The organism is Paenibacillus sp. CB74 (assembly GCF_055687625.1).
The window spans coordinates 5,338,418-5,360,598 of the sequence record NZ_CM146009.1 but is presented as its reverse complement, the minus strand read 5'-3'; the positions used below and the strand labels follow the sequence as shown (position 1 = coordinate 5,360,598).

The window sequence follows — 22,181 nt, the reverse complement described above, 5'->3', positions numbered from 1 at the left end:
CCTTTCCTCCCTTTTTTTAACCTCTTCTTTGTCTTGCATCAGTCGCACGCTTTAGGGCTTGACCGACATTATTTATACTCAACATCAATACCAGGATCAGTACTGATGCGGGTAGCCATATCCACCATCTGGATTCCAGGGTTTGCGGATTACGTGCATAACTTACGAGTGTTCCAAGACTAGGCGTACTTTCGGGAAAACCAAACCCGAGGAAAGACAGCCCTGATTCGAGGCCAATGTTGGCAGCGAGATTCAATGTCATCGTTACGATGATAATGGAGCTCAGATTCGGAAGAACCTGTGAGAGCATAATCTTCAGATGAGAAGAGCCCAATGTTTTTGAAGCTTTTACATAGTCCAGCTCCCGTTCCTGTAATGCTTTAGAACGAATCAATCTGGCGATACCCATCCAGAGAAACGCCGTCATGATTAGAGAGAACGAGATGATATTGTATTTCGGTACTGCCGTAACAAACGCGATAACAATCATCAACATCGGAAGGATCATGAAGAAGTCAACAACACGCATAAACAGGTTGTCTATCATTCCACCGAAGTAACCGGATAAAAGGCCAATTAAGATACCTATGAAGCCAGTCATTAACGTTACGATAATTCCAATAGTCAGCGAGTTACGTGTACCAATGACCAGTTGGCCAAATACATCACGACCCCCATAGTCTGTTCCAAGCCAATATTGTGCAGAAGGTGGTTCATATAAGGCAAACAGATCCACGCGTACGATATCATCCTGATTCAGAATGAGAGACGTGCCATACACCAGCAACATGACCAAGCCCAAGAAAATGAGCGAGATTAGTGCCACCTTATCTCTGACAAGCTCCCTCCATAAAATACTCAAACTGGAGGGGCTTTTATCAACTTTTTGTGAAGTTACAACTACCTCGTTGGCCTTGCTCATCTTGTTTTCACCCCGAAATCTTCAAGTTCTTACTTGATCCGTATACGTGGATCTACAATTCCCAGAATTATGTCAGACAGCAATGCCCCGAGAATGGAAGCTACGCCATATAACAATACGAGTGCAGTCACAACGCTGAAGTCACGCAATGAGATGGAATTCAGGAACAACTGCCCCATACCTGGATAACTGAATATGCTTTCGATAAATACGGTACCACCGATAAGCCCCGTAATCTCATATCCGAAGAATGCGGCGATAGGTAGTAGCGAGTTTCTCAAAATATGTCTGTTATAGATCCTGGATTCTGAAGCCCCTTTGGCTCTCGCAGTAATAACGAATTCCTTATGCTTGATATCAATGATTTCACTACGCAAATATTGAACGGTAGATACCGTTGTAATCAGTGCCATGGATAATGCCGGCAATAATAGATGATAGAACTTACTCATTACGTAGCTGAATGTGCCTGGTGTAAGTCCTGGCGCAACGCTTCCTCCCGTCGGGAACCAGCCGAAATGGAATCCGAAGATCCATACCATCACCAGTGCGAAGATAAACAATGGAGCGGCGAAGCCCAAGTAGGTGTAACCAGTGATCAACCGATCAGACCAGGTATCGTTGTAACGACCACTGATGATACCCAGTGGAATAGCAATCAGGTAAGTCAGTACAAGTGTCGCCAGTGCGAGCCAGAACGTGTTTGCTACACGTTGACCGATCAGGTCCGTAACGGGCATTTTGAAACGGAAGGATTGTCCAAAATCACCTTGGATGGCGTTTTTGATCCAGTCCCAATATTGCACGTACCAAGGATTATTCAATCCCAGTCTCTCTCGCTGGGCTTCCAACGCTTTGGGATCAACGCTTGGATCAAGCAATCCGGTTAGCGCATCACCCGGCATGGCCTTGGCCATCAGAAAGACCAAAAGACTTAGTAAAAAGATCTGAGGGATCATTATGATAATTCTGCGTACTATCGTTTTCCACATATGGCCTTCAACCTTTCTGAGGTAGAGCTACTCGGTGAGTATCGGAAATGGATTGGAGCGAGTATGCAAGCCCTTCCTCATCAAAGAAATTTCGGTATGAATGTTCATACTCGGACTTGACCTGTTGACGGAAGGCTACCATTTCCTCTCGTTTGGTTGGGTCCATATCCGGAATGGCAGCAATCAGACGTTTGGTATAGATGTGTTGCGGATTCTCAAAAATATCATTCGTTGTACCTTGTTCCACATATCGACCTTTATACATAATTCCGATCTGATCACACATATGGCGGATGATGCCCAGATCGTGACTGATGAACAGATACGTCAGATTTAATTCTTTTTGAATCTCCTGCATAAAGTTAAGTACCTGAGCCTGTACTGATACATCCAGTGCAGAGACAGGTTCATCCGCGATAATCAGCTTCGGCTTCAGTGCAATAGCCCGTGCAATGCCGATCCGTTGCCGCTGCCCCCCTGAGAATTCATGCGGATACTTGTAGATGGACTCCGGACTCAGACCAACTTTTTCAAGTAATTCTCTTACTTGTCTTTTCTCCTCGGTCGCTGTCAGACGCTCATAGTTACGAAACGGTTCAGCGATGATATCGATAACCCGCTTCTTTGGATTCAATGATGAATATGGGTCTTGGAAAATCATTTGTACATCCCGCTGGAGCTGCCTGTTTTTACGTCGCTCCGTAGCCAGGTTTTTGCCGTTAAACAGAATTTTTCCGTCAGTGACATGGTTCAGCCCAATAATGGCTCTGCCTGTTGTCGTCTTGCCTGAACCTGATTCGCCAACCAGTCCATAGGTCTGTCCTTGTTCAATGGAGAAGCTCACATCATCAACGGCCTTTACACTGCCGATTTCCCGTTTAAGCAACCCCCCGCGAATCGGAAAGTGTATCTTGAGCCCTTCTACTTCGAGTAATGCCATTATGTTATTCCTCCTCCGCTTTGGTCAGGGAAATGAAAGTGCTGGTAACAGGTACACCGTACAAAGTGACCTGGTGCAATTTCATGCATCTGCGGGTTCTCTTCATGAGCCGATTCACTAATCCATGGAATTCTGGCTTTGAATCTGCACCCTTTGCGAGGAAGATTTTTGAGTGATGGTACGATGCCTTGGATAACATGTAATTTGGATCTTTCTTCAGACAGGGTGGGAATAGAATTCAACAATGAGCGGGTATATGGATGCTTCGCATCGTTCATCAATGTGAAGATATCTGCGATTTCAACAATTTCGCCTGCGTACATAACGGCAACGCGATCAGCCATCTCAGCCACAACACCCAAATCATGTGTAATCAGAATAATGCCTGCGTTAATTTCATTCTTCAGATCTCGGATTAGCTCCAGAATCTGTAGTTGAATGGTAACGTCAAGCGCCGTCGTTGGTTCATCGGCTATGAGTAGTTCTGGTTTGTTAGCAATCGCAATGGCGATGACAATTCTCTGTCTCATACCACCAGATAATTCGTGGGGATACTGCTTGTATATTTGTTCGGGACGTGGAATCCCTACCTGATTCAATAAGTGAATAACCTTCTCTCTCTTCTCTCTGGAAGACAGCTTAGACTGATGAAGTGTAAGGATCTCTTCAATCTGTTCACCAATAATCATTAGAGGGTTTAACGCAGACAATGGATCCTGAAAAATCATAGCCATTTCTTTACCGCGTAGCTTGTTCAACTTGTTTGGAGAGATGTTGGCAATATCTTGTCCTTTATAGAGAATCTGGCCTTCGATTTTTGCTTTGTTATGCAAGCCCATAAGAGAGAATGCAAAAGCACTTTTACCTGACCCGGATTCACCTACAATCGCCAACACTTCATTTTTCTTCACCTTAAGGTTAACGTGATCCACTGCTGCATAATAGTCATCTTCAATTCTGAATGATGTTGTTAGATTTCTGACTTCCAATAGCTCTGTATTCAAATCAATCACCCTAACCCCATAATTTCCGTAGATTGTATTCGTGTGTAGAGGAATGCATCTACTGTATATTTCCAAGTTCTTGAAGATAACGAACAATAGCTTATACAAAATACCAAATCATTAGGAGAAACTAGTTTAAGAGACTTATATTTAGACCATTGGTCAATTAATGTTGATAATTCCTAGTGGAATTATACAGCAAAATAATTAATGTAATCATACGTGTAATTTTAGCTAACGTCAATGCTTATTTTGAGATTTTTGGTATAAATGTTTTTTATACTACAGATTTGGATATTAGTAATATTATAAAGGCATATAGCAGGGATTTGGGGAGTTATTTTCATGTTTTTAGATGTGAGGTGCACATAGGCAAATGGTCAATTTAACATATACATAACATAGTAGTTACATCAGTTGCATGTGTATCTCTTAATTAGGGTAGAGTTTCTTAAATTAACGTGAGGTAAATGTTACATTTAGTAGTGTTGATTATATCTCGAACTATAGCTGAAATTTATTCAATTGGAGCTACCATGCTTATATTTGAAATAATATGTGCGATCAAAGTAAAAAATCTAGTTATTATAGTATAGTTTTATTTATTTGCTAATGTAAAGACCAAATTGTCATCTTTTATCATTTATTTTACAAAAGAAAGAAAAAAGCCCTGCAAAATGCAGAGCTTAGTTAATATTTATTCATTTCATTGTATATAAACAATTGTTTTAGGAAGTTTCAGGAGGCCTTTTACCACGTTTTAACTCATTGATACTCAAGCCAAAATCCATCTGTAAGTGAGGATAGTCCGGAAAGTTAGCCCAGTCTCCACCCCAAGTGAAACCTAACTCTTTGGCGAGATCTACAACTTCCATCCAGTCTGCCTTGCCATTCCCGTTATCATCTCGCTCCATATCCCACACCACATCACCCTCAGGCGTCCTCAGTGCAAAATCAATAGCTAATCCATAGTTATGATATGACTCACCGCCACGCGCATTCGTAACGATATTACCTGCACTTGAGCGTCCTTGGTTGAATAGTGCGTCTTGCTCCTCAGAACTTCGGTAGCCGTGGGTAATAACCATCTCTATTCCTCGTCTCGCTGCCTTCCGTACCAATAATTTCTCATTCTCTGCTACCACAGGATGAAGGCCTGTGATCGGTACAACCTCTTGAATCGTTGTCCCGGGCCACATGTTATCTATATCACCTTTTTGCTGTAACCATACATATATAATGGAAAGTAAAAGAGTTGCTAGAATCCAGGTTTTCAGACTTCTCTTTTTTCTCTGTTTGCCTCTACGCTTTGATGTATTCATATCCACTCCTGGTGATTATTCTGAAATATAGCTATTTCTGTGAACTGAGCCTTTTCAGTAGTTTAGACTCTATTATAATTCATTTGAGGCTTAAATGCTTCTATCACCAAATTTTTGGAATCTCAGATTAGCCAGAGTGAGCATGTTATTTTATTGTATAAATACAAAAAAAGCAGCCGGCTATAAGCCGACTGCTTCGTATGCAAGCTGAGTATATACTACTCAGTTGTGTATGGCAATAATGCGATTTGACGGGAGCGTTTGATTGCAATCGTCAGCATGCGTTGATATTTAGCGCTAGTACCTGTTACACGGCGTGGCAAAATTTTTCCACGTTCGCTGATAAATTTACGAAGCAAGTCCGTATCTTTATAATCGATGTGAGTAATTTTGTTAGCTGTGAAGAAGCACACTTTACGACGTTTATTACGGCCGCCACGACGTGCCGGTCTTTTATCGTTGTCTCCGCCTTCTCTTTGCTTGAAGCCCATGCTTTTCAGTCCTTTCCTATCATGTAACCCATATCTCCGAAGAGTATCAGCTCATGTTAAAATGGCAAATCATCATCCGATATATCAATCGGTTTTCCGTCATCAGAAAAAGGATCCTGATTGTTGCTACGCGAATTATTGTTATTGTTCGCGCGTCCGCCGCCTCCATAAGAAGGCTCTTCACGCATTGGTTGCCCACCGCCGCCACCGCTATTATCACGGTTAGCTGACTCCAAGAAACGAACATTATCAGCAATAACTTCGGTCACGTATACACGTTTTCCTTCGTTATTCTCGTAGTTCCGTACTTGAATGCGTCCTTCGACTGCAGCCAGGCGTCCTTTGCGCAAATAGTTTGCACAGGTCTCGGCAAGCTGTCTCCAGGTTACGACCGGAATGAAATCGGCTTCCCTTTCTCCTCCTTGGCTTGTAAACGGTCTGTCCACTGCCAAAGTAAATTGCGTAACTGCTACTCCTGCTGGAGTGTAACGCAACTCAGGATCCCGGGTTAACCGTCCGATCAGAATGACACGGTTCAACAATGTAATCCCCTCCTTCAGAGCGTATTGGTGCGTTAATCACGAGTTGTCTTAAGCAGACTTAACGTCGTTGGTAATGAGATAACGAATTACTTCGTCAGAAATCTTCATGAGACGCTCAAGTTCAGTTACAACTGCTGGTTCAGCAGTGAAATGTACCAGAACATAAAAACCATCACGGAATTTCTTGATCTCATACGCAAGACGGCGTTTACCCATAACGTCGTGAGCTGTAACTTCACCACCGCCGTTGGAGATGATGCCTTGGAATTTATCGACTGTAGCTTGAACAACTTCTTGCTCAATGTCAGGACGAATAATGTACATCACTTCATATTTGCGCATAATTTTCACCTCCTTATGGACTCTGGCCCTCAATCCAGGTTGAGAGCAAGGAACGAGCACAAACTCGAACTATATTAATATAACAAATACCGAGTCAAAGTGCAAGCAAACGTTCCCTGTACATATTGGCACATGATCAGCCCGGCTATGGAGCACACTACAAAAGCAACAAAGTAACATAATCTGCAGAGGAGGTTTTATCATGGGTGAAAAAACCGAGTTTGAACCAGGAGACAAAGCCCCAAACGATGGAGAGTACACGGAAGTTGGGGAAAAAAGCTTTGTCACGGAAATTCAGAATCCAAAGCGGGTTACACTGCAAAAAGGTGAAGCATTTCCCGAAACAAGCAATCAAAATCGTAAGTGGAAGAAGCTGACCAAAGCCCGCGTCCATTAATCGCAATACTTTTTTCACAATCCATGTATACAATACGGAATAAAGCACATAATACAATTAGGCGGTGCACGAGAGAGGTGTGGTTCCGTTGGACAACGAAGCCGATCATTCGCTGTTGGAGATTCATCACGTAATTTAAGAAGCAAGTGGTTATGTGTTGTAAGGCCCTTCGTCTGAAGCACGCGTATTGCTACGTGCAGTACACCAAGTTTCTGATTGTTACGACCGATTGTTTCCTAACAAACAAATGCACCGCCGGATAAAGAGCCCTTCGGGGCTCTTTATTTTTCGACTTTAATCATTGTTGATGTATCTGATATGGATACGTGTTCAATACATATTCGATAAAACGTTATACCAAAAAAAACTTCCCTAATGGGAAGTCTTATTAACGATCTTTTTTATAAAACTCAATGTGTATTGAGTAAATTGTAAATGAAGTGGCGGAAAGGGTGGGATTCGAACCCACGCACGCTGTGACACGCCTAACTGATTTCGAGTCAGCCCCCTTGGGCCTCTTGGGTACCTTTCCGCAGCAATATTGATTATAGCATGATCATTTACAGAACGCAACACTCATGCGGGGCCTGCATGTAAACGTTATTTTGAGCACCCTGCCCCTATTATTTTCAAGGTCATGATTCAGTGGACTCTTCGGCTGAGCGCAATACTTTCTTCATGTTTTTCTCGAATTTTGCTCTTGGAATCAATACGCTATGTTTGCAACCGACACACTTGATCCGAATATCCATACCCATACGAATGATCTCCATTTCATTACTGCCACAGGGATGCTGCTTCTTCATCTGCACGATATCCCCAAGCTGGAAACTTTTACGCTCCACCTGTGCCATCCCCCTCATCTTTATCCAAAGCTGCTGCTTGTTCCAATGCTGCTTGATGACTCATCTCACGATACTCCAGCGTTTTTTTCACATCGCCCTGAATCTGACGTTCCACAGAAGCACGAGAGTTAGGCATACATTCAGCTACAATTCGCACCACATACTCTGATGTGGACATCGACTGTATACCGAGCACATCCGGCACCTTCACAATATTTAGGTCACGCTCTTCGATTCCGACCAAAGATTTCTTCACTAGATGTACCGACTCATCGAGAGTTAAGTCCGCCTTCATCGGAATATCCACTACAGCCAGCGAATTCGACATGGAGTAGTTCGTTACACTTGCAATCGTCCCGTTCGGGATAATGTGAACCTCACCTTGCCAGCTGACCAGTTTGGTTGTTCTAAGTCCGATCACCTCAACCGTTCCCTTGTAGGTTCCCGTCTGTATAACATCCCCCACAGCGAACTGGTCCTCCAATATAATGAAGAAACCCGTAATCACATCCTTGACCAGACCCTGTGCACCGAAACCAATGGCAAGCCCCAGCACACCTGCACTCGCGAGTAGCGGTCCAACTTGGATATTGATCTCAGATAACAGTAGCAGAATCATAATAAAATTACATGTTATGGAGGTCGCATTTTTCAACAGTTCCCCTACAGTTACGAATCTGCGCGGATTTACGCGAATCTTGCCTTCCTGCTTGCGTTCCATGGAACGATCTATAATGCGATATACCACCCTAATGACAATACGGGTGATGATAAAAATAATGATGATCCGAATGGAGCTGAACATAATGTTAAGCCACATATCGGGATCTGCAATTCTGTTCCAGACTTTATCCGTCCAACGAAGGGCTTCACTCAAAGCACCAGTGGTGCCACTATTGTCCTCTTGAGCAAATTGAAATGGCAACATCCAGCATACCTCCTCTACATCGGTATGTTATCATAGCTGTCTTCTGTTTTGAAATAGAGGCCCCGGATCTCTACGAACTCGTTACGAATGATCTTTTGCACTCGCTCCAGATCCTCTTTTGGAAACTGGATACATAGCGCACACCCTGCTGTAATTTCTTTTGGCGTAGGGAACAAATCAATCTCTATCTCCGCAAACTCCAGCAGCATTTCAGCACGCAGGGCCTGCTGGGTTGAATCAAATGCAATCAGCATCCAATCATTAATCCATTCGTCCATGTCCGGCTCCTTTCGCCATATGTTTAACCTTGGAGAAAAAGCTTGTCCTCGTGAAGTATAAAACGCTCTACCTTTCCATATACTGTTACTACTATTCCAAGGGAAAGGATAGATCCTATGAATCCTACTTCGCGTTCCTTTTCATCACAAGACATGACCAGTTTAAAAATCCCCCATACCGATCCAGGCATTCACTCCGCCATTACCCATCGGTTGATGTTCCATCTCTATAAAGCCCATTCTCTGCAAAATGTAGTGATCGTCTGCATCGGCACTGATCGCTCAACAGGCGACTGCCTTGGTCCTCTGGTCGGATCAGCCCTTTCCAAGTGGGACAGCCCTTTATTCCATCTCTATGGTACCTTGGATGAACCCGTCCATGCGATGAACCTGCAGGATACACTTCACAATATACAAAAAACACACCATAACCCTTATGTGATTGGCATTGATGCCTGTCTAGGACAATCATCCAGTGTAGGATGCATTCAAGTCGTCAATGGCCCACTCAAACCAGGTGCGGGAGTAAATAAAGAATTACCGCCGGTCGGCGATATCCATCTGACAGGTATCGTTAACGTCGGCGGCTTTATGGAATACTTTGTTCTACAGAACACACGGCTCAGTCTCGTTATGCGCATGTCCGAGATTATATCCAGCAGTCTGTATTCGGCCATTCGGGAATGGCATACACGTTCTACTCTGCTTGCTGTGCCAGAGTAATAGCTTCCTTTTCCTCTGGGGACAGAGTATACGCGGACTCTCCCCCTTTAAGAGGTTTTGCATATACATAAGAACCGTCACGGTTATATATCCCCGTAAGGATCATGCCATCCTGGCTGTCGTTAATCATAGCCATGGAGAAGCTCAGATCACTGCCATGCTCTCCATAGGCATTGTATCTTTTCACGCCAACTTTACCTTGAATGCGGGTCAGCTTTTGCATGACAACTTGCAGCTGATTCGTTTGCAGTTTGTGTTCATCCTCAATGCTGTCCATCTGAATTTTCAGATTAATCAGCAATGACTCCAGGTCCTCTACTCCACTGCCAGCCATCATGGCTTCATATTTACGTTTAAACTTTCGTAACTTTGCTCCTTGAGCAATACTCACAATCAGCAAGATCACCGTAAGTAATGCCATTCCGCCAATAATCCATAACAGCTGTTCCAGAATCAGCTCGTTTAATTCAGCCATGTAAGTGCAACTACCCCTCTATATTTTTGATCAGATTAACGTCTGTCTGTAATATTATCATTTATTATAAATCAACCCGATATCCCTAAGCTTAATCACACAGCAGCACACTACCAAATGAGTTCAACATTTCAACTATAATCTAGTCTGCCCCCGTCAATTCCAACACTGCCTTAACGAGCGCATCCACATCTTCTCGAGTTGAATTGTATCCCACACTTGCCCTTACTGCTCCGGTAGCGGTTGTACCAGCAGATTCATGTGCAAGCGGTGTGCAATGAAAACCGGAGCGAACCGCAATCCCGTAATTCCGATCTAATCGGAAGGCGAGTTGTGCTGAATCATACCCATCCACAGTAAAAGATACCAATCCAGTACGTGGCTGTCCAATCTCTGGACCAAGCATGCGAATACCCTTAACCGATGACAAACCGTCCATCATATGTTGGGTCAGTTCCCACTCATGCTGGTAGATAAACGTTGGTGTCATTTCCAGTACGTGCTTCACGCCCGCATTCAACCCTGCGATCCCGACTGTATTGGGTGTCCCCGCTTCATACCGATCAGGACGCACCTTGGGCTGCTCCAGAGCTTCTGATTGACTTCCTGTGCCCCCATGAAGCAAAGGCTCTATATCGAGCTCAGGAGCAATGTATAAGCCTCCTGTACCCTGAGGACCAAGCAGTCCCTTATGCCCTGGAAAAGCCAACATATCAATGCCCAGTTGTTGTACATTCACAGGCATAACCCCAGCACTCTGCGCCGCATCTACCAATAAAATCGCCCGATGTTTACGACACAGAAGCGAAATTTCTCCAATAGGAAGAATACTGCCAAGCAGATTCGAACTATGTGTACATACCACCAATCTAGTATTAGAACGAAACATACGTTCCATTTGCATCAGATCAATGGCTCCTGAAGCATCAACAGGTACATAATCAATCTCCACATTTCGGAGTCTGCGCATGTACTCCAGTGGACGTCTAACTGAGTTATGTTCAGCCATGGTGGCAATCACATGATCGCCTTCCTGGAGCGAACCTTGAATAGCCAGATTCAAGGCTTCTGTCGTATTTGATCCGAAGGCAATATCATTCGCATTTTTGATTCCAAAAATATCAGATACGGATTTTCTCGCCTCGAACAGTACACGACTTGCTTGAACAGCCATTCGGTGGCTTCCTCTGCCCGGATTAGCCCCTGCAATCTCCATGGCATTCAGCATCGCATCACCGACAGCAGGTGGTTTGGGCCAAGATGTTGCTGCATGATCCAGATAGATAATTCCCTCCACCTCACAACCACCTTTGTCCCTAAAATTAATAATTCGCCTACACGTACTACGTATATGACCCTGTAAACAAAGAATGACATATCGTTTCTCCATGATACAGAGGCGATATGTCATGACATGAGTAAGCCCCGCATGTTGTTAATGAATCTTGGACCGACTGTTATTGTAACAATTCCAATAGCCGTTCCAGATCCTGTTGACTGTAGTAGTTGAGCTCAATTTTACCTTTATCTTTATTGTGCTTGATTTTCACTGTTGTTTTGAAACGTTCACGCAGAGATTCTTCCAACGTATCAATAAATGGATCTTTCTTTTTCAATTTTGACTTGGCTTTAGCCTCACCTGTTTTGGAACGATCCAGTTGTTGAACAGCTTCCTCCAACTCACGTACACTCCATTGCTGATCAATGGTTTGTTTGGCAAGCTGCTTCACTACAACCTCATCTTTAATACCTACGATGGCACGTGCATGTCCCATGGATAATGTTCCACGTGAAACATGGTCCTTCACTTCTTCCGGCAAGGATAACAAACGCAAGAAGTTAGCGATGTGAGAACGTGATTTACCTACTTTTACAGATAACTCTTCCTGAGTCAACGCGAATTGATCCATTAACCCCTGATAAGCAACTGCAACTTCCATCGCATTCAGATTCTCCCGTTGCAGGTTCTCGATCAATGCAATCTCCATTACCTGCTGGTCACTGAAGTTGCGGACTACGGCCGGTACAGTGGCATTACCACAATATTGTGATGCTCTGAACCGTCGCTCTCCAGCAATAATCTCATAACCTCTTAATACAGGACGAACTATAATAGGTTGTATGACACCATGCTGACGAATGGACTCAGCCAGTTCATGGATTGCGCCCTCATCAAATACTTTACGTGGTTGATAGGGGTTAGCCCGCAGTTGACTAATCGGGATTTCTACGACTTTATCATCGTCATTAATTGAAAGCGAAGGAATGAGGGCATCAAGACCTTTTCCAAGCCGCTTACTCATAAGAAATCACTTCCTTTGCGAGCTCTAGATACACTTCCGCCCCTCTGGAACGAGGATCATACGTAATAATGGATTGACCATGAGATGGCGCTTCACTAAGCCGTACGTTACGCGGAATAATCGTTTGATATACTTTTTGTTGAAAATACTTTTTCACTTCTTCAATAACCTGTATCCCCAGATTGGTCCGTGCATCAAACATCGTTAGCAATACCCCTTCAATCTGCAGGGATGTATTCAGATGTTTTTGTACCAAACGAACCGTATTAAGCAATTGACTTAATCCTTCAAGTGCATAGTACTCACACTGGATCGGAATGATCACCGAATCGGAAGCGGTTAACGAATTGATCGTTAACATGCCAAGGGATGGTGGACAATCGATCAGTATGTAATCATAGTTTTTTTTCACCATGGCGAGTGATTTTTTCAGGCGAACTTCCCGTGATATCGTGGACACCAATTCAATCTCGGCTCCGGCAAGCTGAATCGTTGCAGGTATGATATGAAGACCTTCAATCTGAGTCTCCACAATCGCTTCTTGAGGAGGGACCTCATTAATGATGACATCATATATACAATTAGCCACATCTGCTTTATTGATTCCAACTCCGCTGGTTGTATTCCCCTGAGGGTCAATATCGACAAGCAATACTCTTTTCCCGAGTGAAGCCAGTCCTGCACCCAAGTTAACAGATGTCGTCGTTTTCCCCACACCGCCCTTTTGATTTGCTACGGCCATAATCTTAGACAATTACTTCACCTCAAATAAAATAGGAGTCTTTTCTTGTAGGTTGTGAGATATTGTTAACAAAAAGCAGGTGGCTATCGTCCACACAAACAACAACTACCGTTCCATCACTATACCGACCTTTAAAATGTCAGACCTGTCTTGCTTTATAGACATAAAAAGCGGCCCATTGCCGCCATAAGCTTCAATTATTTACGTTTGGGAATATGGATAACGATCTCATAATGATCCTCATGGTCTGCTTCTTTTGTTTTGATATCCAGACCAGAGCCAGTTACCATATCAATGGATTGGCGAATCGTATTCAGTGCAAGTCTAACGTCCTTGGTAAAGGAAATACGTTTGGATTTTTTGATCTTGGAAGATTCCTTGTAGAAGGCAACACGTGCCTCTGTCTGTTTCACGTTTAATTCTTTCTCAATAATCTCACCGAGCAACTTCATCTGCAATTCTTCCGTATCGAGAGAAAGTAATGCTCTTGCATGACGTTCAGAAATTTTGCGTTCCATCAATGCAGCCTTAATGCCATCCGGTAGCTGTAACAACCGGATTTTGTTGGCAATGGTTGACTGGCTTTTGCCGAGTCGTTGCGCAAGACTTTCCTGTGTCAGCTGATGCAAGTCGATCAGCTTCTGATAAGCGACCGCTTCTTCAATTGAAGTCAATCCTTCACGCTGCAGGTTCTCAATCAGTGCAATGGATGCGGCCTGAGAATCGTTGAATTCACGCACAATAGCAGGAATCGTATCCAAGCCCAGTTTTCGAACTGCACGCCAGCGACGTTCCCCGGCAATAATCTCATATGATCCATTTCGCACGCGAACGACAATAGGCTGAATGACGCCATGTGTTTTGATCGTCTGCAACAACTCATCAATTTTATCATCATCAAAAATAGTACGGGGTTGATATGGGCTGCTCACAATTTCATTAACCGGAATCTGTTTGATCTCATCTCCGTTATTGCGCTCCGCCAAACCAAACAACTTCGAAAATTGTTCTTTCATTCCGCAGATTACCACCTAGTTTCGTAATAGCTCCCACAGTCTTTGCAGGTGCTTCTTATTCAATAAGCGACCCTTCAATTGCATCGTTCTTGGAATAAGTTTTGCCTTTCATAATGCTTTCTGTCATGCAACATCGGACGCATATCCATCTATCTATACATATAATCTATGATCACTGTGACCCAGGATCGGATACTTCTATTCTATCATCTTTTCTATCATAATCCTATGCTTACCTATTCTTTAAACTCTGCTAATTTTCCTGCTTTTTCTTTGTGAATATTGGAAATATGACCACTGGCACACATTCAATTAGCGAAAATGTTTATGAGCTAATTTACACGAAGTTTATCATGAGAGGTTCTTTTAGAAATATGTAAAATGCCTTGTCTGTGATGTTAACTAAACCTTTCCTTTTGAAAACAAAAAAAAGAAGATGTTTCACGTGAAACATCCTCTTAATACGTGTTTACAATCTATTTAGTTATGACTGATTACACAGCCATCACAATACTATACCAGTGGCGTCTTCATTGGAGTGCCTGGTTTGCGTGGATACTTATATGGTGTCTTATCAAATTTCTGAATCAGGATGATATGACGCTCTGATTCTTCAACCGGTAGCTGAAATGGATGAACGGCTTTAACCCGTCCTTTCAGCTGATTGAAGCTGAATTCCGCCTCTTTCATTTCCTCACGCGGGTCTCCGCCCTTCATTGCAGCGAATATTCCACTTTTACGAACAAAAGGAAGACAGAATTCATTCAGCACAGCCAGCTTGGCTACCGCACGCGCCGTAACGAGATCGTAGCTGTCACGATATCCTTCTTTACGTCCAATCTCTTCAGCACGTCCATGAACCAACTCCACGTCTGTCAGGCCAAGGATATCTACCACATGCTGTAGAAAGCCAATCCGTTTATTCAACGAATCAATGATCGTAAGCTTAATGTGCGGGAAACAGATTTTCAGTGGCAATCCAGGAAAACCTGCTCCAGAACCAATGTCAGCCAGCTTATTCACTTTGGTCATGTCAGTATAAAAAGCCAGTGATACTGAATCATAGAAATGCTTGGTATACACTTGCTCACGATCCGTGATTCCAGTCAGATTCATCTTTTCATTCCAGGATACCAATTCCTGATAATACAACTCGAATTGCTCCAACTGGAGTTCTCCCAGCTCTAATCCATGTTTCTTTAAGCGCCGCTGCAGTTGCTGTTGAATATCGTCCATTATTGTCCCCTTGCTGCGGTTACACGGTTATAATGCTCCAGGTAGACCAGCAGAATGGAGATGTCAGCAGGAGTAACTCCAGCAATACGAGAAGCCTGACCAATCGAGATTGGACGAATCATAGCGAGCTTCTGCTTGGCTTCCATAGCAAGACCATGAATCTCATCATATACGATGGTGTCCGGAATTTTCTTTTTCTCCATCTTTTGCAAACGTTCCACGTGGATCAATTGTTTCTCAATATAACCCGCATATTTAATTTGTATTTCGACTTGTTCTTTCATATCTGCTGTCAGTTCTACCTCAGATGGTGAGAGTTGTTCAATCAGTTCATACCCCAGTTCCGGGCGACGTAGCAAGGTAAGCAACGTACTGCCATCCTGAATAGGTGTAGATCCGTACTCTTCTAACTTCGCGTTCACTTCAACCGGGCGAGCTTTAGCCACTTTCAGACGTGCGACTTCCTGCTCGACTTTCGCCTTTTTATCCAGGAATTTCGCATAACGATCATCTGGGATCAGACCAATGTCATGTCCGATTTCCGTCAAGCGCATATCTGCATTATCATGACGAAGCAGCAGACGATATTCAGCACGCGAAGTCAACAGACGATACGGTTCATTCGTACCCTTCGTTACCAGATCATCAATCAGCACGCCAATATATCCTTGGGAGCGATCAAGCACAATCGGCTCTTTATCTTGTACTTTGCGTGCTGCATTAATGCCAGCCATAACGCCTTGTCCAGCCGCTTCTTCATAACCCGATGTACCATTAATCTGACCTGCTGTGAACAGACCTGGCAGACGTTTGGTTTCAAGTGATGGCCACAATTGTGTAGGTACCATCGCATCATATTCAATCGCATAACCGTTACGCATCATTTCCACTTTTTCCATACCTGGAATGGAGCGCAGAACCGCAAGTTGAACATCTTCCGGCAGACTTGTAGATAGTCCCTGCACATAATACTCGGATGTATTTTTGCCTTCCGGCTCGAGGAAAATCTGATGTTTAGGCTTGTCACTAAACCGAACAATTTTATCCTCAATGGATGGACAATAACGCGGTCCAGTCCCTTCAATTACCCCCGAAAACATCGGTGCGCGATGCAGATTATCATTAATAATCTGATGTGTTTCCACAGATGTATACGTCAACCAGCAAGGCAGCTGCTCATTATCGGAAGATTCTGTTTCATAGGAAAAGAACTTCGGCTCATCATCGCCAGGCTGAATTTCGGTTTTGCTAAAATCAATCGTATCCTTATGCACACGTGGTGGTGTACCTGTTTTGAAACGAACCAGATCAAAGCCCAGTTCACGCAGATGCTCTGACAATTTAAGAGATGGTTGTTGATTGTTCGGTCCACTCTCATACATCAGCTCACCCATGATCACTTTGCCGCGCAAGTATGTGCCTGTCGTCAGAACGACTGCTTTGGCCCGATACTCTGTTCCCGTCTGAGTCACGACGCCTACACATTTTCCGTCTTCAACGATCAGGCGATCAACCATACCTTGACGCATCGTCAGATTACGTTCATTCTCCATTGTTTCCTTCATTTTATGCTGATAGGAGAATTTATCTGCCTGAGCACGAAGCGCATGAACAGCAGGCCCTTTACCTGTGTTAAGCATCCGCATCTGAATAAAGGTTTTATCGATATTCCGTCCCATTTCTCCACCAAGAGCATCAATCTCACGCACGACATGTCCTTTCGCCGGTCCCCCAATGGATGGGTTACAAGGCATAAAGGCCACCATATCCAGATTAATCGTAATCATTAGTGTTTTGGACCCCATACGAGCTGCGGCCAGTGCGGATTCCACACCAGCATGCCCTGCACCAACGACGATTACATCATAACTGCCGCCATCAAAAGCCATTCCCGTTTACCCCCTTGTTATGAAAACAAAATACTTCTAACCGTTCATCGGAACTTGCATTCCTATCTATATGAAACCAACACGTAATGGCTACAACATCATTCCATCCTTTGACAACAGGCAGAAATTGTACCTTTCCATCATACACTACGATTCAAGTCAATCCGCAGTATATTTTTTTTACTTTCCTAGACAGAACTGGGAGAAAATCTGATCAATTAATGCATCATGTGCTGTATCTCCAACAATCTCGCCCAAATGCTCCCACGCCAAACGAACATCAATCTGAATCATATCAATCGGAACGAACTGATCTGCTGCTTCATAGGCATCCACCAGGGACTGCTTTGCTTTTTTGAGCAACGCTATATGACGCACATTGCTGACATAGGTCAGGTCTGCCGACTCCAGTTTACCACTGAAAAATAGTGTAGAGATGGCATCTTCCAGTCGATCTACACCCAGATCATCTTTCACTGACATCGGTACAAGCCGTTCTTCCGGAATGTAACGAAGCAGCACGTCACGTTCTACCTGTGGCGTTAAGTCCATTTTATTCATAATGATTATCGATTGTCTACCGCGGATTTGTTCCAATAATTCAATCTCATCCGGATGAAGTGGCTCCGCAGCATTCACGACCATTAAGATCAGATCGGCTTCACTTACCGCGGAACGTGAACGTTCTACCCCGATCTTCTCAACAACGTCCATCGTTTCCCGAATTCCTGCCGTATCAAGCAACTTCAGCGGGATATTATTAATCGTAATAAACTCCTCGATTACATCACGAGTTGTTCCTGGAATGTCCGTGACAATAGCTCGATTATCTTGCGCAAGTGTATTCATCAATGAGGATTTACCTACGTTAGGTCGTCCAACGATCGCCGTCGTGATCCCTTCTCGCAGGATCTTTCCTTGTTCTGCTGTAGTCAACAATTTATCAATTTCAGTCATAACCTGACTGGACTTTTCTTTAATAAAATCAGACGTTAACGATTCCACATCATGCTCTGGATAATCAATATTCACTTCAATATGAGCCAATGTTTCCACCAAAGTATAGCGTAGATCACGCAGTTTGGAGGACAGTTTACCTTCGACCTGTTTTAATGCAACCGAGAAAGCCCGGTCCGATTTGGAACGAATAAGATCCATGACACCTTCAGCCTGAGACAGGTCAATCCGCCCATTCAGGAAAGCACGCTTCGTGAACTCACCGGGTTCAGCCAGACGAATATCTAGCTGCAACAGCAGGTCCATGACCCGTTTTACCGACACCACGCCGCCATGCGCACTAATCTCCACGACATCTTCGGTTGTGAACGACCGAGGTGCTCGCATGACTGTAACCAGCACTTCCTCGATCTTCTCGCCGCTCGCCGGATCTATAATATGACCATAATGAACCGTATGGGATGCTGCCTGAGTTAAAGGGGTTTTGCTGCGGAAAATCTTTTCCGTCTCCGACACTGCTTCCGGGCCGCTGACCCGGATCACGGCGATACCCGCCTCTCCAACAGCCGTTGATATCGCTGTGATCGTATCACTGATCATGGTTATCTCTCCTTGCTCTATTTTAAAATTGCCGTCCCTCGGGGAACGCCATATCCATTTTCGAATCTATTAATGATATAACATATGACATGTCACTTATCGTATTAAGTTCTCTCTTTACTTGTTTCTACACACCTTACCAAATTGCTTCTGTACGAAAAAAGCAATGGCTTCTGCACCGGGCAGGAAGCCATTGCGTCTTCAATTTCGTGTTATTTCGTCGTAATAACCACACGCCGATTAGGCTCCTCACCCTTACTTAATGTCTTAATCTGCGGGTGGTTTTGCAGTTTAGCATGAATGACTTTTCGTTCGAGCGGAGGCATTGGCTCCAGTACAACTTCCTTGCCGGTACGGATGGCTTGTCCAGCCAACCGTTCAGCCAGATCCTCCAGCGTCTTCCGCCGACGTTGACGGAAATTCTCCGCGTCGAGCACAATTCGAACAAAGCTTTCCGAGTATCGGTTCGCTACAATGTTCGTTAGATACTGAAGCGCATCCAGCGTCTGTCCACGTCTGCCAATAATCATGCCCAGATCTTCTCCGGCAATATTGAAGATATGTCCATCCCGCTGTTTTTTGATATGCACTTCAACATCCAGTCCCATACCTGCTGCGACCTCTTTCAAGAAAGCAGCCGCTTCTTCATAGGGATTTTTAGCTGCGATATCCTCAAGTAATGCATCAACTTCAGGTTGGTATGCAGCTGGTTTGATCGGCTGTGGGACAACTTCTGGTACAGGCAACAATTTCACTTCTACTTTGGCCGCCCTCACCCCGAACAAACCCAGGAATCCTTTTGACGGCTGCTCTAACACTTGTATCTCGACCTTGTCCCGACTTACGCCAAGCTCAGTCAATCCTTGGTTTACAGCATCTTCAACGGTTTTTCCTGACGTAATGACTTTGGTCATTTCGATTTTTTGGCCCCTTTCGACCCTTTTCCAGAGACGGTCGCTTTGCCACCGTTTTTGCGTTTAGCTCCATTTTTCGAAGAGCTATTCTGCTTCACGTTGACCTCAGCCACGATTTTATCATTATTCCGGTAAAGGAAATAGTTTTGCACGATCGTGTAGATGTTACTGTAGAACCAGTACAGCGGAAGTGCTGACGGGAACTGATAGGACATCACGAAGATCAAGATAGGGTAAACCCACAGCATGAACTGCATTGGTCCCACTTGCTGTGCAGGGTTCATACGCATCATCATCCATGTTTGAATGAATGTAGTGATCGCAGCCAGCACTGGCAAAATAAACAGGTGATCGGGTTCTCCGAGCTGGAGCCACAAGAAATCATGGGTTCTCAGACTGGAGTTGCCATAAATTGAGTTATAAAGTGCGATGTAAATCGGCATCTGAATGATAAGCGGCAGACAACCGGCCATCGGATTAACTTTGTTCTCTTGAAACAACTTCATTGTTTCTTGCTGAACTTTCTCAGGTGTATCTTTATACTTCGCTTGAATCTCCTTCAGTTGCGGCTGAATTGCCTGCATGGCTTTGGAGCTACGGACCTGTTTCATTGTTAATGGTAAAATCAATGTCCGAACAATAAGCACCATTACGAGGACAGCCAGTCCATATTCACCGTTAAACCAGTTGGCGAATGTATCGAGCGCTAGTGAAAACCAATATACAACATTACTTTGCCAGAATGAGCCACTGTTCTTCAGATCTTCCGTAGTAACCCCGGCTCCTTGTGGAGTACATCCGGCGAGTACGGTGACCATTGCAATGACTGCAATGAGGAGAATCCACTTCCCCTTTGATGTCTTCAATCGCGACACTTCATAACCCCTCTCTTAACCATTCCATTCCACCGTAAATCATACCATAATTAGGAGGACAAATAAACCGAAGCTTACCGCTTACTTGACTTCAAAAGTGAGCCCTTGCGCATCGCATGGAGCAGGCTTTTTTCCATTTCCTTATAGGGCATGTCCAGCGCACCTTTTCTGACGATAAAAATCAGATCCATCTGCGTAACGATCTCATGTTCATGATGACGAACAATTTCCTTAATCATGCGTCTCATCCGGTTGCGTACGACAGCGTTTCCGATTTTCTTGCTGCAGGATACACCAACCCGGAATTGTTCCGTATCTTTACGGCGGCAGCCATACACCACGAATTGATGATTGGCAAACGATTTTCCATACCGGTATACGCGGCTAAAGTCCGCCCGGTTTCGTAGACGCAGTCTTTTATACACGGCACTTCTCCTTGCTGTTCTCCATCATTGTTATTGACGGAGGCCTCATTACTGATTTAGTATAGGCTTTCTTGAATGACGGTAAACCGTCTTGGCGACAACTTCATTTGGACGAATTGTTGATCGGCTAATTGAACCTCATAATCATTCATCCGGGATAATTGTTACTCGGCCAAATGAAACGAAACAACATTCATCCTTATATAAAGGTAAGTTTTCGTAAAATGGAAAACTCACTCCACATACATCGTGTGTGTTCAGTACTTTTTCGCAGACCTTTCAGACCTGATCTGTACCAGCATCCAGTCTGAATTGAGCTCATTAAGAAAAAAAAGACCACCTCGGTGGTCTTCAATGCATTAAGCACTCAGGTTTTTACGGCCTTTAAGGCGACGTGCGGCCAAAATTTTACGGCCGTTGCTCGTGCTCATTCTTTTCCGGAAACCATGAACTTTTTTACGTTTGCTAACGTTCGGTTTGAATGTAGGTCTCAATGTATTGCACCTCCTCACAAGGAAATACTTATGTGATGAATCACTTTCATCTTCACAGAAAACACCTTTATATATTTAACCATGTCCACCTGCAAAAGTCAACTGCAAGACGCACAGCTTCTCCCTCTTTTATATATCCTCTCCAGCTGACCCAAAGTAATGACCACAGTCCCTTCACTTGAATCTCATTACTAAGCCTCGAAGAGAGTCCTGAAAGTTATCCCCATACCCTGATCAGAACACCATATTTCATCATTTATAGTTATCCACACCCTCCAATGCCCACTATCTTCTTTATTCCATTCTGTTTGAAGTTATTCACATGTGGATAATGATTATAGGTTATTGATATTGCCGAATTCCAATCATGTTGTATCCGCTTCAATTATGGTTTACAAGCTTTTGAGAAAGGTGTAGGATAAAAATCACATCTTGTATACAAGTATATGGATGGAGCTGGTTACTTACCTGCCTTTAGTAGTCCTTTGAAAAAAACATTAGCCGTTAGCTTGCAGCTTGCAAACTATGG

Annotated in this window: 25 protein-coding genes and 1 tRNA gene; 2 read left to right on the top strand and 24 right to left on the bottom strand. The window is 43.9% G+C overall.

Translation table 11 applies throughout. From position 1 onward, the window contains the following. Nucleotides 1–16: 16 nt before the first annotated feature. The 8 genes from ACX9NY_RS23815 to rpsF all read right to left on the bottom strand — a co-directional run bounded on the left by ACX9NY_RS23815 (nucleotide 17) and on the right by rpsF (nucleotide 6,555). Nucleotides 17–922, bottom strand: coding sequence for an ABC transporter permease (locus ACX9NY_RS23815; RefSeq protein WP_253442274.1), 906 nt, complete (start codon nucleotides 920–922; stop codon nucleotides 17–19). 29 nt (nucleotides 923–951) lie between these two features. Beyond that, the gene (opp4B, locus tag ACX9NY_RS23810; RefSeq protein ID WP_253442276.1) at nucleotides 952–1,914 is read right to left on the bottom strand and encodes an oligopeptide ABC transporter permease; all 963 of its coding nucleotides are present in this window, start codon (nucleotides 1,912–1,914) and stop codon (nucleotides 952–954) included. A 7-nt stretch (nucleotides 1,915–1,921) separates the two neighbouring features. Beyond that, complete coding sequence (locus tag ACX9NY_RS23805; protein ID WP_339238889.1) at nucleotides 1,922–2,854, bottom strand: ABC transporter ATP-binding protein; 933 nt, start codon at nucleotides 2,852–2,854, stop codon at nucleotides 1,922–1,924. After that, complete coding sequence (locus ACX9NY_RS23800; protein ID WP_339258133.1) at nucleotides 2,854–3,858, bottom strand: ABC transporter ATP-binding protein; 1,005 nt, start codon at nucleotides 3,856–3,858, stop codon at nucleotides 2,854–2,856. Before ACX9NY_RS23800 ends, ACX9NY_RS23805 begins: the two co-directional genes overlap by 1 nt. A 728-nt stretch (nucleotides 3,859–4,586) precedes the next feature. Further along, nucleotides 4,587–5,180 (bottom strand): M15 family metallopeptidase, encoded by a 594-nt coding sequence (locus ACX9NY_RS23795; protein WP_339238891.1) that lies wholly within the window; start codon nucleotides 5,178–5,180, stop codon nucleotides 4,587–4,589. 218 nt (nucleotides 5,181–5,398) lie between these two features. Further along, complete coding sequence (gene rpsR / locus ACX9NY_RS23790; RefSeq protein WP_017691433.1) at nucleotides 5,399–5,671, bottom strand: 30S ribosomal protein S18; 273 nt, start codon at nucleotides 5,669–5,671, stop codon at nucleotides 5,399–5,401. Between the two features lie 56 nt (nucleotides 5,672–5,727). Next, on the bottom strand, nucleotides 5,728–6,213 hold the full coding sequence (gene ssb / locus ACX9NY_RS23785; protein ID WP_307218987.1) for a single-stranded DNA-binding protein: 486 nt from the start codon (nucleotides 6,211–6,213) through the stop codon (nucleotides 5,728–5,730). A 48-nt stretch (nucleotides 6,214–6,261) separates the two neighbouring features. Continuing rightward, a complete protein-coding gene (rpsF, locus tag ACX9NY_RS23780) occupies nucleotides 6,262–6,555 on the bottom strand; it encodes a 30S ribosomal protein S6 (RefSeq protein WP_036611944.1) in 294 nt (97 codons plus the stop codon). Between the two features lie 202 nt (nucleotides 6,556–6,757). Between rpsF and ACX9NY_RS23775 the strand changes: the two genes are divergently transcribed. Continuing rightward, nucleotides 6,758–6,952, top strand: a complete 195-nt coding sequence (locus tag ACX9NY_RS23775; RefSeq protein WP_036611947.1) for a YjzC family protein — start codon at nucleotides 6,758–6,760, stop codon at nucleotides 6,950–6,952. A 441-nt stretch (nucleotides 6,953–7,393) separates the two neighbouring features. Here the strand turns inward: ACX9NY_RS23775 and ACX9NY_RS23770 are convergent. The 4 genes from ACX9NY_RS23770 to ACX9NY_RS23755 form a co-directional block, all read right to left on the bottom strand. Next, a tRNA-Ser gene (locus ACX9NY_RS23770) sits at nucleotides 7,394–7,484 on the bottom strand. 103 nt (nucleotides 7,485–7,587) lie between these two features. Beyond that, nucleotides 7,588–7,797, bottom strand: a complete 210-nt coding sequence (locus ACX9NY_RS23765; RefSeq protein WP_339238893.1) for a DUF951 domain-containing protein — start codon at nucleotides 7,795–7,797, stop codon at nucleotides 7,588–7,590. Beyond that, on the bottom strand, nucleotides 7,787–8,725 hold the full coding sequence (locus tag ACX9NY_RS23760) for a mechanosensitive ion channel family protein (protein ID WP_472475402.1): 939 nt from the start codon (nucleotides 8,723–8,725) through the stop codon (nucleotides 7,787–7,789). The genes ACX9NY_RS23765 and ACX9NY_RS23760 overlap by 11 nt, the downstream gene beginning before the upstream one ends. Before the next feature lie 14 nt (nucleotides 8,726–8,739). Next, nucleotides 8,740–9,003, bottom strand: coding sequence for a putative Se/S carrier protein (locus tag ACX9NY_RS23755; protein ID WP_017691427.1), 264 nt, complete (start codon nucleotides 9,001–9,003; stop codon nucleotides 8,740–8,742). Nucleotides 9,004–9,120: 117 nt separating this feature from the next. Here ACX9NY_RS23755 and yyaC point away from each other — a divergent pair, with 117 nt between their 5' ends. Next, entirely contained in the window at nucleotides 9,121–9,726 is a 606-nt protein-coding gene (gene yyaC / locus ACX9NY_RS23750; RefSeq protein ID WP_036611957.1) for a spore protease YyaC, read from the top strand. Here the strand turns inward: yyaC and ACX9NY_RS23745 are convergent. The 12 genes from ACX9NY_RS23745 to rpmH form a co-directional block, all read right to left on the bottom strand. Next, the gene (locus ACX9NY_RS23745; RefSeq protein ID WP_062836527.1) at nucleotides 9,701–10,201 is read right to left on the bottom strand and encodes a DUF4446 family protein; all 501 of its coding nucleotides are present in this window, start codon (nucleotides 10,199–10,201) and stop codon (nucleotides 9,701–9,703) included. The two genes, yyaC and ACX9NY_RS23745, sit on opposite strands and share 26 nt — an antisense overlap. Before the next feature lie 142 nt (nucleotides 10,202–10,343). After that, nucleotides 10,344–11,498 (bottom strand): aminotransferase class V-fold PLP-dependent enzyme, encoded by a 1,155-nt coding sequence (locus tag ACX9NY_RS23740; RefSeq protein ID WP_472475398.1) that lies wholly within the window; start codon nucleotides 11,496–11,498, stop codon nucleotides 10,344–10,346. Nucleotides 11,499–11,658: 160 nt separating this feature from the next. Further along, entirely contained in the window at nucleotides 11,659–12,504 is an 846-nt protein-coding gene (locus ACX9NY_RS23735) for a ParB/RepB/Spo0J family partition protein (protein ID WP_339238899.1), read from the bottom strand. Then, nucleotides 12,497–13,258 carry a ParA family protein gene (locus ACX9NY_RS23730; protein ID WP_024629525.1) on the bottom strand — a complete coding sequence of 254 codons (762 nt, stop codon included), beginning with the start codon at nucleotides 13,256–13,258 and terminating at the stop codon, nucleotides 12,497–12,499. Before ACX9NY_RS23730 ends, ACX9NY_RS23735 begins: the two co-directional genes overlap by 8 nt. Before the next feature lie 185 nt (nucleotides 13,259–13,443). Continuing rightward, nucleotides 13,444–14,262, bottom strand: coding sequence for a nucleoid occlusion protein (gene noc, locus ACX9NY_RS23725; RefSeq protein ID WP_253442288.1), 819 nt, complete (start codon nucleotides 14,260–14,262; stop codon nucleotides 13,444–13,446). 513 nt (nucleotides 14,263–14,775) lie between these two features. Beyond that, complete coding sequence (rsmG, locus tag ACX9NY_RS23720) at nucleotides 14,776–15,498, bottom strand: 16S rRNA (guanine(527)-N(7))-methyltransferase RsmG (protein ID WP_062836523.1); 723 nt, start codon at nucleotides 15,496–15,498, stop codon at nucleotides 14,776–14,778. After that, a complete protein-coding gene (gene mnmG, locus ACX9NY_RS23715; RefSeq protein ID WP_339258141.1) occupies nucleotides 15,498–17,387 on the bottom strand; it encodes a tRNA uridine-5-carboxymethylaminomethyl(34) synthesis enzyme MnmG in 1,890 nt (629 codons plus the stop codon). The genes rsmG and mnmG overlap by 1 nt, the downstream gene beginning before the upstream one ends. 180 nt (nucleotides 17,388–17,567) lie before the next feature. After that, nucleotides 17,568–18,944, bottom strand: coding sequence for a tRNA uridine-5-carboxymethylaminomethyl(34) synthesis GTPase MnmE (mnmE, locus tag ACX9NY_RS23710; protein WP_339238901.1), 1,377 nt, complete (start codon nucleotides 18,942–18,944; stop codon nucleotides 17,568–17,570). Between the two features lie 212 nt (nucleotides 18,945–19,156). After that, a complete protein-coding gene (jag, locus tag ACX9NY_RS23705) occupies nucleotides 19,157–19,858 on the bottom strand; it encodes an RNA-binding cell elongation regulator Jag/EloR (RefSeq protein ID WP_339258143.1) in 702 nt (233 codons plus the stop codon). After that, nucleotides 19,855–20,733, bottom strand: coding sequence for a YidC/Oxa1 family membrane protein insertase (locus ACX9NY_RS23700; RefSeq protein WP_124118701.1), 879 nt, complete (start codon nucleotides 20,731–20,733; stop codon nucleotides 19,855–19,857). The genes jag and ACX9NY_RS23700 overlap by 4 nt, the downstream gene beginning before the upstream one ends. A 74-nt stretch (nucleotides 20,734–20,807) precedes the next feature. After that, nucleotides 20,808–21,158, bottom strand: a complete 351-nt coding sequence (rnpA, locus tag ACX9NY_RS23695) for a ribonuclease P protein component (protein ID WP_036611981.1) — start codon at nucleotides 21,156–21,158, stop codon at nucleotides 20,808–20,810. A gap of 359 nt (nucleotides 21,159–21,517) precedes the next feature. Beyond that, the gene (gene rpmH / locus ACX9NY_RS23690; RefSeq protein ID WP_017691413.1) at nucleotides 21,518–21,652 is read right to left on the bottom strand and encodes a 50S ribosomal protein L34; all 135 of its coding nucleotides are present in this window, start codon (nucleotides 21,650–21,652) and stop codon (nucleotides 21,518–21,520) included. Between the last annotated feature and the right edge of the window lie 529 nt (nucleotides 21,653–22,181).

Coding starts and splice junctions, on each gene's coding strand:
- ACX9NY_RS23815 (WP_253442274.1), bottom strand. CDS start 922: ATGAGCAAGGCCAACGAGGTAGTTGTAACTTCACAAAAAGTTGATAAA.
- opp4B (WP_253442276.1), bottom strand. CDS start 1,914: ATGTGGAAAACGATAGTACGCAGAATTATCATAATGATCCCTCAGATC.
- ACX9NY_RS23805 (WP_339238889.1), bottom strand. CDS start 2,854: ATGGCATTACTCGAAGTAGAAGGGCTCAAGATACACTTTCCGATTCGC.
- ACX9NY_RS23795 (WP_339238891.1), bottom strand. CDS start 5,180: ATGAATACATCAAAGCGTAGAGGCAAACAGAGAAAAAAGAGAAGTCTG.
- rpsR (WP_017691433.1), bottom strand. CDS start 5,671: ATGGGCTTCAAGCAAAGAGAAGGCGGAGACAACGATAAAAGACCGGCA.
- rpsF (WP_036611944.1), bottom strand. CDS start 6,555: ATGCGCAAATATGAAGTGATGTACATTATTCGTCCTGACATTGAGCAA.
- ACX9NY_RS23775 (WP_036611947.1), top strand. CDS start 6,758: ATGGGTGAAAAAACCGAGTTTGAACCAGGAGACAAAGCCCCAAACGAT.
- ACX9NY_RS23760 (WP_472475402.1), bottom strand. CDS start 8,725: ATGTTGCCATTTCAATTTGCTCAAGAGGACAATAGTGGCACCACTGGT.
- ACX9NY_RS23755 (WP_017691427.1), bottom strand. CDS start 9,003: ATGGACGAATGGATTAATGATTGGATGCTGATTGCATTTGATTCAACC.
- yyaC (WP_036611957.1), top strand. CDS start 9,121: ATGAATCCTACTTCGCGTTCCTTTTCATCACAAGACATGACCAGTTTA.
- ACX9NY_RS23745 (WP_062836527.1), bottom strand. CDS start 10,201: ATGGCTGAATTAAACGAGCTGATTCTGGAACAGCTGTTATGGATTATT.
- ACX9NY_RS23735 (WP_339238899.1), bottom strand. CDS start 12,504: ATGAGTAAGCGGCTTGGAAAAGGTCTTGATGCCCTCATTCCTTCGCTT.
- noc (WP_253442288.1), bottom strand. CDS start 14,262: ATGAAAGAACAATTTTCGAAGTTGTTTGGTTTGGCGGAGCGCAATAAC.
- rsmG (WP_062836523.1), bottom strand. CDS start 15,498: ATGGACGATATTCAACAGCAACTGCAGCGGCGCTTAAAGAAACATGGA.
- mnmG (WP_339258141.1), bottom strand. CDS start 17,387: ATGGCTTTTGATGGCGGCAGTTATGATGTAATCGTCGTTGGTGCAGGG.
- mnmE (WP_339238901.1), bottom strand. CDS start 18,944: ATGATCAGTGATACGATCACAGCGATATCAACGGCTGTTGGAGAGGCG.
- jag (WP_339258143.1), bottom strand. CDS start 19,858: ATGACCAAAGTCATTACGTCAGGAAAAACCGTTGAAGATGCTGTAAAC.